Here is a 12,227-nt window from a genome sequence, read left to right on the forward strand (position 1 = left end):
AAGGCACAAGGTGCAACATCGACGTGAAAGAACCGTTAAGGCTGCGTGACGCGTGTTGCGCATGCCCTTTGTGCGGGCGGGAACCGGCGTATTCCGCCTCGGACCGTTTTCGCCATTGAATTTTCTACCCCTTCGCCTCTATGTTGCGGCTATGCGTCATCGACCTTCAATCGCGGGTTGTGGGCGCTTCCAGTTTCGCAGCGCGGCACCTCTGCCCCGGATTCAACCCTTGGCGGCATGTGTCACGCGGAAAAACCCGCCCGGACTGCGCATTGTCGCGCGATCGGGCGAAAGAACCGACAGCGGCGCGTCAGGCCTGGCCTGCGCGTCGATCACAAGGAACAGACGCGATGACGCGCGCATGGGACGGACAGGATCGGAACGGGGGGGCTGCTGGCCGTTCCCGTCCGGTTGCCGTTGCCGGTGCCGCGCCCGCGTTCCCATCATATCGCGGCCTGCATTCCGGGGTGCCACTGGCACCACCTGGGGCGCGCCTGCGCGAAAGACACAACAATGGCAAAGAAAATGCTGATCGACGCCACCCATGCCGAGGAAACTCGGGTGGTCGTGGTGGACGGAACCAAGGTCGAAGAATTTGATTTCGAGACCGTAAACAAGCGCCAGATCTCGGGCAACATCTATCTGGCCAAGATCACGCGGGTCGAACCCTCGTTGCAGGCCGCTTTCGTGGATTACGGCGGAAACCGCCACGGTTTCCTGGCATTCGCGGAAATCCACCCGGATTATTACCAGATTCCCGCCGCCGACCGCGACGCCCTGATCGCCGAAGAACGCGCCTATGCCGAGGCGCAGGAGGCCGAGGATGCCGCCCGCGCCAAGCGCCGTCAGGCGCGGTCCGCGAAGACGGAATCCGGCGACGAGATCGAGCAGGCCGAGGCTGAGGCCGCCGATGGCGAACGGTCTGACGAGACGACCGGGGAATCGCCGGACGCCGATCATGGCGATGGCGACGACACGGCAACGGCCGCTTCCGACAAGGATGAGGACATCGAATCGGTCGCCGACGAGGACGTGGCCGAGGAGATCCACGCCCCGAAAAAGCCGCGCGCCCGCCGCTACAAGATCCAGGAGGTCGTGAAGGTCCGGCAGATCATGCTGGTCCAGGTCGTCAAGGAAGAACGCGGCAACAAGGGCGCCGCGCTGACCACCTATCTGTCGCTGCCGGGCCGGTATTGCGTGCTGATGCCCAACACCGCGCGCGGCGGCGGGATCAGCCGCAAGATCACCAACGCGGTGGACCGCAAGAAGCTCAAGGACATCGCGTCCGAACTGGACGTTCCGCGCGGCGCGGGGCTTATTATCCGCACGGCGGGCAGCCAGCGGACCCGCACGGAGATTCGGCGCGATTATGAATACCTGCTGCGCCTGTGGGAACAGATCCGCGACCTGACGTTCAAGTCCATCGCCCCCGCTCCGATCTATGAGGAGGGGGATCTTATCAAGCGGACCATCCGCGACCTGTACAATTCCGAGATCGACGAGGTTCTGGTCGAGGGCGAGCGCGGCTTTCGCACCGCCAAGGACTTCATGAAGATGATTATGCCGACCCACAGCCGGGCCGTGCAGCAATACACCGACCAGATGCCGCTGTTCGCCCGTTATCAGGTGGAAAGCTATCTGGCGGGCATGTTCAACCCGGTCGTGCAGCTGAAATCGGGCGGCTATATCGTCATCGGCGTGACCGAGGCGCTGGTGGCCATCGACGTGAACTCGGGCCGGGCGACCAAGGAAGGCTCGATCGAGGATACCGCGCTGAAAACCAACCTGGAGGCCGCCGACGAGGTGGCGCGCCAGTTGCGCCTGCGCGACCTGGCCGGGCTGATCGTCATCGACTTCATCGACATGGAGGAGCGGCGCAACAACGCCGCCGTCGAGAAGCGGATGAAGGACAAGCTGAAATCGGACCGCGCGCGGATCCAGATGGGCCGCATATCCGGTTTCGGCCTGATGGAGATGTCGCGCCAGCGGCTGCGTCCGGGGATGCTGGAATCGACCACCCAGCCCTGCGCCCATTGCCATGGAACCGGCCTGATCCGGTCCGAAGACAGCCTGGCATTGACGATCCTGCGCGCCATCGAGGAAGAAGGCACCCGCAAGCGGTCCCGCGAGGTGTTGGTCAAGGCGCCGGTCGCGGTCGCCAACTTTCTCATCAACCAGAAGCGCGAGCATATCGCCGGGATCGAGGCGCGCTATGGCCTGTCGGTCCGGCTCGAAGCCGATCCGTCGCTGATCTCGCCCGATTTCGCCATCGAGAAGTTCAAGACCGCGACCCGCAGCGTGCCCGATGCGGCGGCTTCGGTCCTGTCCGTCGATGCCGATCTGATGGCCCAGATCGACGACGAGGACGAGGATCTGGCCGATGACGCCGAGGCCGATGACGCCGAGGCCGGGGATGGCGAGACCGATAGCGAGGATACGACCGTCTTGGCCGCGGATGAGGATGGCGAGGGGCGCGGCCGCCGCCGCCGTCGGCGCCGCCGCCGGAAATCCGACGACCGCCCCGAAGGCGAGACGGCCGAAACCGACGAGGATTCCGAAGATGGCGCCGAAACGGCGCAAGCGGGCGACATCGCCGACGAACCCGAGGCTGCGGACGGCGAACAGAACAGCCGCCGCCGCCGGTCGCGGTCGCGCAATCGCCGCCGGGGCGGCGATCAGCCCCAGCACGAGGGCCTGCCAGAGGTCGTCGATCTGCGCGACAATGCCGACGAGCCCGCTCCGTCGCTGCCCGGCCTGAACGCCCGTCCCGAACGCGGCGCAGCGCCCGAAAGCCTTGCCGACGACAGGATCGAGGAGGACGGCGACATCGTCGCGTTGTCCGAGATCGCCGTCGAACCGCAGGCCGCCGACCCGGAACCCGAGGCCGGCGCCGTCCTGATGGCCGAACCGCAAACCGGGGCCGCCGCGGCCGAAATCGGCGCGACCGGGACCGATAGGGCCGAGCCGGCCCGCGCGGATGCGGTCGATCCGGCCGAAGCCCTGCCTGCCCCCGAAGCCGGGCCTGACGCGGGCGCCGCCGGACGCGAGCCGGAAATGGCCGAGGCGGATGACGGCCGCCCCAAGCGCCGGGGCTGGTGGTCGGGACACCGCTGATCGTGAACAGGGGCGCGGTGCAGACCGCGCCCTTTTCTCAAAACCGTGACCCGATGACCCATGGTCTGCCCCGGCCCATGCGCTAAGGTGCGCGCCATGCTGGGAATCGAACTTGCCACCGCCGCGTTCCTGCCCGCCGCCCTTGTGGCGCTGCTGGCGGGCATCCTGTCCTTTCTGTCGCCCTGCGTGCTGCCGATCGTGCCGCCCTATCTGGCCTATATGACCGGTGTCGGCGTGAACGGGCTGCGCGCGCAGGAACGCAGCGCCGTGCTGCCGGCGCTGTTCTTTGTCATGGGCCTGTCCACGGTGTTTCTCATCATGGGCTTTGCCGCGTCCGCGTTCGGCCGGGCCTTCCTGCAATATCAGGACGTTCTGGCCAAGTTCGCCGGCGGCGTGGTCATCGTGATGGGCCTGCATTTCCTGCGCGTGATCCGCATCCCGTTCCTGGATCAAGAGGCGCGGATCGAGGCGGGCGCCGAGGGCGGCGGGGCGTTCGGCGCCTATCTGCTGGGTCTGGCCTTCGCCTTTGGCTGGACGCCCTGCATCGGCCCGCAACTGGGCATGATCCTGTCGCTGGCCGCCACGGGGGCCGAGCTGTCGCGCGGTACGGCCCTGCTGGCGATCTATGCCCTGGGCCTGGGCATCCCCTTCCTGCTGGCCGCGATCTTCATCAACCAGGCAATCGGGTTGATGAACCGCATCAGGCCTTGGCTGCATGTGATCGAACGCGCGATGGGGGTGCTGCTGCTGATCGTGGGCGTCATGCTGATTACCGGGGCGTTTTCGGCCTTTTCGTACTGGCTTCTTGAAACCTTTCCGGGACTGGCGATGCTGGGGTGATCCCAGCAAAGGCGTCCCATGAAACCGCAGCACCCCACGTTCCCGGAACCCGACGACGCGGCCGCGCGGCGCGCCATGTCCCCCGTAACCTGCTATCCGGCCGATTGCTTGCCGGCCGTGGACCTGGCCGCCCTTGGCGCTGCCCGCGACGGCTGGCAACGCATCGCCGCCGTCACCGTCCCGCCCCGCGATGCCGGCTGCTTCGAGGTTCCGGCCGGTCACTTCTTTCGCATCTCCAGCATCGGCGGCCCTCAGGTGGGCGATCTCAACCTGTGGTCGGCGGATCTTTCCGAACGGTTCTATTCCGGCAAGACCCGCGCGCTGCATGGCACCCATGTGTCCACCGGCGACCGGCTGTGGTCATCCTTTCCGGCGCTGAGGCCGATGGCCACGATCACGGCCGACACGCTGGACTGGTACGGCTTCGACGCGGACGGGCTGTCGGTCCACGACGTGATCGGCACCCGCTGCGATCCCTATACGCACAACCTGCTGACGGGCGGACAATATCACCACTGCTGCCATTCGAACCTGACGCGCGCCCTGGCCGCGCATCGCGGGCTGACGCTCGAACAGGCCGAAACGCATGTCCACGATGTCCTCAATGTCTTCATGTGCACCGGATTTTCGCGCCGAACCGGCCAATACCTGATGAAGGCCAGTCCCGTACGCCCCGGCGATTATCTGGAGTTTCTGGCCGAAATCGACCTGCTGGGCGCCCTGTCGGCCTGTCCCGGCGGGGATTGTTCGGCAGAGCATTCGTCCGACAGGGCATCATGCCATCCCCTGCTGGTCGAGGTGTTTCGTCCCGCCGCGCCGCCGCGGGGATGGCTCGCGCCCGAGGTCAGCGGCTATGATCGCAGCCATGGCGCCCGCCCCGACAATCCCCAGTAGCGCGGCCCCGAATTTCGCGCTATGCTGTTCGGCAGACCCGGAAAAACCGGGCAGGATCAGAGGCAGTGACGGCGGTATTCCCATGACCGAGATGGTCTTTGGCACGGCACCCGTACGGGCGGGCGACCCGATTCTTCCACGCTGGTGGCGGACCTTGGACAAATGGTCCCTGGGCTGCGTGCTGGGGCTGTTTTCCATCGGCATCCTGCTGGGCCTTGCGGCTTCGGTTCCGCTGGCGGAAAAGAACCACCTGCCGCGATTCTATTATGTCCAGAGGCAGGCGTTCTTTGGCGTCATGGCACTGGTGACGATGCTGGTCATCTCCATGCTGCCGCTGCGCCAGATCCGGCGCATCGGCGTGCTGGGCTTTGCCGCGGCCTTCGTGCTGATCCTGCTGCTGCCCTTCATCGGAGAGGATTATGGCAAGGGCGCGACCCGCTGGCTGTCGGTGGCGGGCATTTCCATGCAGCCGTCCGAATTCCTCAAGCCCGGCTTTGTCGCCATCTGCGCCTGGTTCCTGGCCGCCGCGCAAATGGCGGGCGGCCCGCCCGGCCGGTTGTATTCTTTTGTGACCGCGATGGCGGTGGTGGTCCTGCTGGCCTTGCAGCCGGACTTCGGACAGGCATCGCTGGTGCTGTTTTCCTGGCTGGTGATGTATTTCGTCGCCGGCGCGCCCATGCTGCTGCTGATGGGCGTGGCGGGGCTGGCGGTCATGGGCGGCGTCTTCGCCTATGGCGCGTCCGAACATTTTGCCCGGCGGATCAACGGCTTCCTGAACCCTGAAATCGATCCGCGCACCCAGATCGGCTATGCCACCAAGGCCATTCAGGACGGCGGCTTCTTTGGCGTCGGCGTGGGCGAGGGGTCGGTGAAATGGTCGCTGCCCGATGCCCATACCGATTTCATCATCGCCGTGGCCGCCGAGGAATACGGCACCGTCATGGTGCTGCTGGTGATCGCGCTGTATTGCACCATCGTCGTGCGGTCGCTGCTGCGGCTTTTGCGCGAACGCGATCCGTTCACGCGCATCGCCGGCGCGGGGCTGGCCTGCGCCTTTGGCGTGCAGGCGCTTATCAACATGGGCGTGGCGGTGCGGCTGCTGCCCGCCAAGGGAATGACGCTGCCGTTTGTCAGCTATGGCGGGTCGTCGGTCATCGCGTCGGGCATCGCCGCCGGGATGCTTCTGGCCCTGACCCGCACCCGGCCCCAGGGCGAGCTGGCCGAAATCCTGCGGCGGGGCCGCTGATGGCCGCCCCGTTGGCCCTGATTGCCGCCGGGGGGACCGGCGGGCACATGTTTCCCGCGCAGGCCTTGGCGGAACTGCTGCTGTCCGAGGGCTGGCGCGTCAATCTGTCCACCGACGACCGGGGCGCGCGCTATGCGGACGGCTTTCCCGACACGGTGGAACGCAGCGTCGTGCGGTCGGCGACCACGGCGCGGGGCGGGCTGGCCGGCAAGCTGACCGCGCCCCTGAAGATCGGCTTGGGCGTGTTGACCGCGCGGGCGGCATTCCGGCGCCACCGGCCCGCCGTGGTGATCGGGTTCGGCGGCTATCCGACCATCCCGGCCATGTCGGCGGCGCTGTCGCTGGGCGTGCCGCGCATGATCCATGAACAGAACGGCGTCATGGGCCGCGTGAACCGCGTCTTTGCGTCCCGCGTGGATCGGGTGGCCTGCGGCACCTGGCCCACGGATCTGCCTGCTGCCGTCAACGGCGTCCATACCGGCAATCCGGTGCGCCAGTCCGTCCTGGACCATGCCGCCGCCCCCTATGCCCCGCCGGGCGACGGTCCGCTGCACCTGCTGGTGATCGGCGGCAGCCAGGGCGCGCGCATCCTGTCCGATGTGGTTCCCGCCGCCATCGCCGCCTTGCCCGACGAGATGCGCGCCCGGCTGCGCGTCAGTCACCAGGCCCGGACCGAGGATGCCGACCGCGTGACCGCGGCCTATGCCGATGCGGGCGTCGCGGCCGAGGTGCGGACCTTTTTTACCGATGTTCCCGAACGCCTGGCCCAGGCGCAACTGGTCGTCAGCCGGTCCGGCGCCTCGTCCCTGGCCGACATCACGGTGATCGGGCGACCGGCCATCCTGATTCCCTATGCCGCGGCTGCAGGCGATCACCAGACCGCCAACGCGCAATCCCTGGCCGAGGCCGGGGCCGCGCTGATCCATCCCGAATCGGTGCTTGACGCGCCTGGCCTGACGCGCGACATCCGCGCGATCCTGAACGACCCCGCGCGTGCCAGCCAGATGGCCGGCGCCGCGCTTTTCCTTGCCCGCCCGGATGCGGCGCGCCGCCTGTACGACCTTGTCACGGAGATTGCCCGATGAATGCCGCCACCAAACTGCCGCACGAGCTGGGGCCGATTCACTTCATCGGCATCGGCGGCATCGGCATGTCGGGCATCGCCGAGGTGCTGCTGACCCTGGGCTATGACGTGCAGGGCAGCGACGCAAAGAAATCCAGGATCACCGACCGGCTGGAAACCCTGGGCGCCCGCGTCTTCGAAGGACAGCGGGCCGACAATATCGGCCAGGCGGGCGTCGTGGTTGTTTCCACCGCGATCAAGAAGGGCAACCCGGAACTGGAGGAGGCGCGGCGGCGCGGCCTGCCCGTGGTCCGCCGGGCCGAGATGCTGGCCGAACTGATGCGGATGAAATCCAACATCGCCATCGCGGGCACCCATGGCAAGACCACCACCACCACCATGGTGGCGACCCTGCTGGACGCGGGCGGGCTGGATCCGACGGTCATCAACGGCGGCGTGATTCATGCCTATGGATCGAACGCCCGCGCCGGGGCGGGCGAATGGGTCGTGGTCGAGGCCGACGAGAGCGACGGCAGCTTCAACCGCCTGCCCGCCGACATCGCCATCGTCACCAACATCGACCCCGAGCATATGGAGCATTGGGGCAGCTTCGACGCGCTTCGGCAGGGGTTCTACAACTTCGCGTCCGGCATCCCGTTCTACGGCCTTGCCGTCTGCTGCACCGACCACCCCGAAGTTCAGGCCCTGGTGGGCAAGCTGACCGACCGCCGCGTCGTGACCTTCGGTTTCAACGCTCAGGCCGACGTGCGCGCGATGAACCTGCGTTACGAAAACGGCATCGCCCATTTCGACATCGCGTTGCAAGGCGAAGGCCCGACGGAAATGGGCGACCTCGAGATGATCGAGGGGTGCAGCCTGCCGATGCCGGGCGATCACAACGTGTCGAACGCGCTGGCCGCCGTCGCCGTCGCCCGCCATCTGGGGATCAAGAAGGCCGAGATCCGCGAGGCGCTGGCCAAATTCGGCGGCGTCGGCCGACGCTTTACCCGCGTGGGCGAAGTGGGCGGCGTCACCATCATCGACGATTACGGCCATCATCCGGTGGAAATCGCCGCCGTGCTGAAAGCCGCGCGCCAGGCGACCAAGGGCCGCGTGATCGCCGTCCACCAGCCGCACCGCTATTCCCGCCTGTCCAACCTGTTCGACGATTTCTGCACCTGCTTCAACGAGGCCGATGTGGTCGCCATTGCCGAGGTCTATGCCGCGGGCGAGGATCCGATCCCCGGCGCCACCCGCGACGACCTGGTGGCGGGCCTGATCGCCCACGGCCACCGCCACGCCCGCGCGATCCTGGACGAAAACGACCTGGAACGGCTGGTCCGCGAACAGGCCCGGCCCGGCGACATGGTGGTCTGCCTGGGCGCGGGCACGATCTCGACCTGGGCCAACGGCCTGCCCGCGCGGTTGCAAGGGCGGGCTGCATGATGCAGTCGGCGATCCTGGCGCTGGCGATCATGGCGGGGTGGCTGCTGATGGCGCGCCTGGCCCGCAGCCTGCGCAGGCGCCAGCGGCAACGCGCCCTGTGGGGCTTGATCGCAACGGGCGTGCCGATCCTGGGCTGGCTGACCTACACATGCGGTCCCTTGGCCGGGGTCGGTTTCCTGACGCTGGGCGTGCTGGTCCTGGTCCGGCTGCCGCTGCGCAGGCGGGCCGGGCTGAATTCTTGATTCTCTTCCAGGCCGTCATCGGGCTTGTGGTCCTGTGGGGCGTCTGGACGGGCGCCACGCGCCTGGCCGCCCGGTCCCTGCGCCCGCTGCTGGCGGCATTCGCCGCGCTATTGGGCGGGGCGCTGGCCTGCTGGCTGATCGGCCTGCGAAAGACCGATTATTCCGGGTTGGCCGGAACGCTGCTGGCCTTTCTGCTGATTCTGACGGCGGGTTCGGTCGCGTTCGGGGCCGCCCTGCGATGGATCCATGACGCAACGCGCCGCCGCATCCCATCGGACCCCGAATGGCCCTTGACGCGGCCATGGGACATCTGGGGCCTGTGCGGGCTGTCGGCCCTCGCCGTGATCGCCAGCCTGCTGGCCTAGGTCCGCCCGGTTGACCCTGCCACCCTGGCTGGCTACCACGGCCGTCATGATGACCGTCCTTCCCCCCACCCGTGGCGCCCTGACCCCCGACCGACCGCTGGACAGCCTGACCTGGCTGCGCGTGGGCGGCCCCGCCGACTGGCTGTTCCAGCCCGCGGACGACGATGACCTGGCCGATTTCCTGCGCGATCTGGATCCATCGGTTCCGATTTTTCCGATCGGGGTCGGCAGCAACCTGATCGTGCGGGATGGCGGTATCCGGGGTGTGGTGATCCGTCTGGGCCGGGGCTTCAACGCCATCGCGATCGAGGGCGACCGCGTGACCGCGGGGGCCGCCGCCCTGGATGCCCATGTCGCCCGGCGCGCCGCCGATGCGGGGCTGGACCTGACCTTTCTGCGCACGATCCCCGGCAGCATCGGCGGGGCGGTCTGCATGAACGCGGGCTGCTATGGCAGCTATGTCGCCGACCATCTGGTCGAGGCGCGCGCCGTCACCCGCGACGGCCAGCGGATCGTGCTGACCCCCGACGACCTGCGCTTTGCCTATCGCCACGCCGACCTGCCCGCGGGCTGCGTCGTGACCGAGGCGACGTTCCGCGCGGTTCCCGGCGATCCCGATGCGCTGCACGCCAAGATGGCGGTGCAGCTTGCCCGGCGCGACGAGACGCAGCCCACCCGGGAACGCAGCGCCGGATCGACCTTCCGCAACCCCGCGGGGTTCAGTTCGACGGGGCAGGAGGACGACGTCCACGACCTCAAGGCCTGGTCGCTGATCGACCAGGCGGGCTTGCGCGGTCACAGCTGGGGCGGGGCGCAGATGTCCGAAAAGCATCCCAATTTCCTTCTCAACACCGGCGGCGCCACGGCGGCAGAGCTTGAGGCCTTGGGCGAACTGGTCCGGCGCCGCGTGCTGGAGGACAGCGGCCACGACCTGCAATGGGAGGTGATCCGCGTGGGCGATCCGCTGCCTGTTTCAACCGAAGGCTGACTAACGATTCACTCAACAATCTTTGGCAGATAGCCAAAATTACCCTTTTGTGATTTTCGCGCATCAGCTATCCTTGTCTGGCAGGCGCAGGATCGGGGTCAACCCGGCCGCGCGGGACAGGAAAATCCCGGACCAACCGGGTGCGAAAGGCAATCAAGTGGCGGGCAGGTCGAGCAGGACAGCCCATACCGTAGCCGTTCTGATGGGCGGACCCTCGGCCGAACGCGAGGTGTCGTTGTCGTCGGGGCGCGAATGCGCGAACGCGCTGCGGGTGGCGGGCTTCGAGGTGATCGAGGTCGAATTGGGGCGCGCACGCGGCAGCGAACTGGTCGCGCGGCTGGCGGGACTGCGCGCCGATGTCGTCTTCAACGCCCTGCACGGCCGATTCGGCGAGGATGGCTGCGTTCAGGGCATCCTGGAATGGCTGGACCTGCCCTATACCCATTCCGGCGTGCTGACGTCGGCCCTGGCGATGGACAAGACCCGCGCCAAGGACGCGCTGCGCGCCGCCGGCCTGCCGGTCGTGGACAGCGTCATCGCCTGCGCGGCCGAGGTGCGGGCGCGCCATGTCCTGCCGCCGCCCTATGTGGTCAAGCCGAATGACGAAGGGTCGTCCGTGGGCGTCTATATCGTCCATGACGGCGCCAACCAGCCGCCGCAGCTGGCCCCGACCATGCCCGCGCGGGTGATGGTCGAAACCTATGCGCCGGGGCGCGAGCTGACCACCGCCGTGATGGGCGACCGCGCCCTGGGCGTGACCGAGATCGTGACCCAGGGCTGGTACGATTATGCCGCGAAATATTCGGTCGGCGGATCGCGCCACATCATTCCGGCCCAGATTCCGGCGGACATCACGGCGGCCTGCCTGGATTACGCGGTGCGTGCCCATGACGCGCTGGGCTGCCGGGGCCTGTCGCGCACCGATTTCCGCTGGGACGATGCGCGCGGCCTGGACGGGCTGATCCTGCTCGAGGTGAACACCCAGCCCGGCATGACGCCCACTTCTCTGGCGCCGGAACAGGCGGCCCATGCCGGGATCGACTTTCCCGCCCTGATGGCCTGGATGGTAAAGGACGCGCTGTGCCGGACGTGATCGACCATCGCCCGGATCGGGCGCAGCAGCCCGAACGCATCAAGCGCGACCCGGCGCCGACCCGGCTGCAATACCGGCTGGAACGCATGTGGCTGCGCCCGCTCTGGCGCCGCACCGTCCGGGTGGGGGTGCCGTCGTTTCTGATCGCGCTGACGGCCGGTTTGTGGCTGGCCGACGACGATCGCCGCGCCCGGCTGACCGGCGGCGTCCAGCAGGTCATCGACAAGGTGCAAAGCCGCGAGGAATTCCAGATCCACACCATGACGGTCGAGGGCGCATCCCCGGTCGTGGACAAGGCGCTGCGGGCCATGCTGCCGGTGGAACTGCCGGCCTCCAGCTTTGACATCGATCTGGCCGCGCTGCGGCTGCAAGTGATGCAGCTTGACGCGATCGAATCCATCGACCTGCGCATCAAGCCGGGCGGGATCCTGTCCGCCGTGGTCAAGGAACGCGAACCCGCCGTCCTGTGGCGCCATTCGCGCGGGATCGAAATTCTGGACAGGACCGGCCGCCGCGTCGCCTCGGTCACGGCCCGCGACGTGCGCCCCGACCTGCCGCTGATCGCGGGCGAGGGGGCCGATCTGTCCGTCCCCGAGGCGCTGTCGCTGATCGACGCCGCCGGTCCGATCCTGCCGCGCGTGCGCGGGCTGGTGCGGCGGGGCGAACGCCGCTGGGATCTGGTTCTGGATCACGGGCAAAAGATCATGCTGCCCCCCGAGGGATCCGTGATCGCGCTGCAAGCCGCCATCGCCCTGGACCGGTCCCAGGACATGCTGGGGCGCGACATCACCACCGTCGATTTGCGCAACCCGTCCCGCCCCGTGCTGCGGCTGGGCGTGGATGCGCGCAACACCATCCGAGAAGCGCGCGGCCTGGCTCTGCTGGGACCGGATGGCAAGGTCATCATCCAACAAGAAGAAAAGACGGGGGGCTGAA

The 12,227-nt window shown here is 67.7% G+C and carries 11 protein-coding genes; all 11 read left to right on the plus strand.

What is annotated here, in order from left to right:
* The first annotated feature begins 513 nt into the window (after window positions 1-513).
* The 11 genes from CHB77_RS15235 to CHB77_RS15285 all read left to right on the plus strand — a co-directional run bounded on the left by CHB77_RS15235 (window position 514) and on the right by CHB77_RS15285 (window position 12,226).
* Window positions 514-3,114 carry a ribonuclease E/G gene (locus CHB77_RS15235; protein WP_089389035.1) on the plus strand — a complete coding sequence of 867 codons (2,601 nt, stop codon included), beginning with the start codon at window positions 514-516 and terminating at the stop codon, window positions 3,112-3,114.
* A gap of 96 nt (window positions 3,115-3,210) precedes the next feature.
* Window positions 3,211-3,954 carry a cytochrome c biogenesis CcdA family protein gene (locus CHB77_RS15240; RefSeq protein WP_089389036.1) on the plus strand — a complete coding sequence of 248 codons (744 nt, stop codon included), beginning with the start codon at window positions 3,211-3,213 and terminating at the stop codon, window positions 3,952-3,954.
* An 18-nt stretch (window positions 3,955-3,972) separates the two neighbouring features.
* Window positions 3,973-4,848: an urea carboxylase-associated family protein gene (locus tag CHB77_RS15245; RefSeq protein WP_089389037.1), complete on the plus strand. Its 876-nt coding sequence runs from the start codon at window positions 3,973-3,975 to the stop codon at window positions 4,846-4,848.
* Window positions 4,849-4,930: 82 nt separating this feature from the next.
* Window positions 4,931-6,094 (plus strand): putative lipid II flippase FtsW, encoded by a 1,164-nt coding sequence (gene ftsW / locus CHB77_RS15250; protein ID WP_089389038.1) that lies wholly within the window; start codon window positions 4,931-4,933, stop codon window positions 6,092-6,094.
* The gene (locus CHB77_RS15255) at window positions 6,094-7,179 is read left to right on the plus strand and encodes a UDP-N-acetylglucosamine--N-acetylmuramyl-(pentapeptide) pyrophosphoryl-undecaprenol N-acetylglucosamine transferase (protein ID WP_089389039.1); all 1,086 of its coding nucleotides are present in this window, start codon (window positions 6,094-6,096) and stop codon (window positions 7,177-7,179) included. The genes ftsW and CHB77_RS15255 overlap by 1 nt, the downstream gene beginning before the upstream one ends.
* Window positions 7,176-8,603: a UDP-N-acetylmuramate--L-alanine ligase gene (murC, locus tag CHB77_RS15260; RefSeq protein WP_089389040.1), complete on the plus strand. Its 1,428-nt coding sequence runs from the start codon at window positions 7,176-7,178 to the stop codon at window positions 8,601-8,603. Before CHB77_RS15255 ends, murC begins: the two co-directional genes overlap by 4 nt.
* Entirely contained in the window at window positions 8,600-8,845 is a 246-nt protein-coding gene (locus CHB77_RS15265; RefSeq protein ID WP_165456301.1) for a DUF2484 family protein, read from the plus strand. Before murC ends, CHB77_RS15265 begins: the two co-directional genes overlap by 4 nt.
* Window positions 8,842-9,210 (plus strand): hypothetical protein, encoded by a 369-nt coding sequence (locus tag CHB77_RS15270; RefSeq protein WP_089389041.1) that lies wholly within the window; start codon window positions 8,842-8,844, stop codon window positions 9,208-9,210. The genes CHB77_RS15265 and CHB77_RS15270 overlap by 4 nt, the downstream gene beginning before the upstream one ends.
* A 46-nt stretch (window positions 9,211-9,256) precedes the next feature.
* On the plus strand, window positions 9,257-10,198 hold the full coding sequence (gene murB, locus CHB77_RS15275; RefSeq protein ID WP_089389042.1) for a UDP-N-acetylmuramate dehydrogenase: 942 nt from the start codon (window positions 9,257-9,259) through the stop codon (window positions 10,196-10,198).
* 202 nt (window positions 10,199-10,400) lie between these two features.
* Window positions 10,401-11,291, plus strand: a complete 891-nt coding sequence (locus CHB77_RS15280) for a D-alanine--D-alanine ligase (RefSeq protein WP_242626676.1) — start codon at window positions 10,401-10,403, stop codon at window positions 11,289-11,291.
* Window positions 11,279-12,226: a cell division protein FtsQ/DivIB gene (locus CHB77_RS15285; RefSeq protein WP_242626675.1), complete on the plus strand. Its 948-nt coding sequence runs from the start codon at window positions 11,279-11,281 to the stop codon at window positions 12,224-12,226. Before CHB77_RS15280 ends, CHB77_RS15285 begins: the two co-directional genes overlap by 13 nt.
* The last annotated feature ends 1 nt before the right edge of the window (window position 12,227 follow it).

Source organism: Paracoccus sediminis, assembly GCF_900188295.1.
GTDB lineage: Bacteria > Pseudomonadota > Alphaproteobacteria > Rhodobacterales > Rhodobacteraceae > Paracoccus > Paracoccus sediminis.

Coding starts and splice junctions, on each gene's coding strand:
- CHB77_RS15245 (WP_089389037.1), top strand. CDS start 3,973: ATGAAACCGCAGCACCCCACGTTCCCGGAACCCGACGACGCGGCCGCG.
- CHB77_RS15280 (WP_242626676.1), top strand. CDS start 10,401: ATGGGCGGACCCTCGGCCGAACGCGAGGTGTCGTTGTCGTCGGGGCGC.
- CHB77_RS15265 (WP_165456301.1), top strand. CDS start 8,600: ATGATGCAGTCGGCGATCCTGGCGCTGGCGATCATGGCGGGGTGGCTG.
- murC (WP_089389040.1), top strand. CDS start 7,176: ATGAATGCCGCCACCAAACTGCCGCACGAGCTGGGGCCGATTCACTTC.
- murB (WP_089389042.1), top strand. CDS start 9,257: ATGATGACCGTCCTTCCCCCCACCCGTGGCGCCCTGACCCCCGACCGA.
- CHB77_RS15240 (WP_089389036.1), top strand. CDS start 3,211: ATGCTGGGAATCGAACTTGCCACCGCCGCGTTCCTGCCCGCCGCCCTT.
- ftsW (WP_089389038.1), top strand. CDS start 4,931: ATGACCGAGATGGTCTTTGGCACGGCACCCGTACGGGCGGGCGACCCG.
- CHB77_RS15235 (WP_089389035.1), top strand. CDS start 514: ATGGCAAAGAAAATGCTGATCGACGCCACCCATGCCGAGGAAACTCGG.
- CHB77_RS15255 (WP_089389039.1), top strand. CDS start 6,094: ATGGCCGCCCCGTTGGCCCTGATTGCCGCCGGGGGGACCGGCGGGCAC.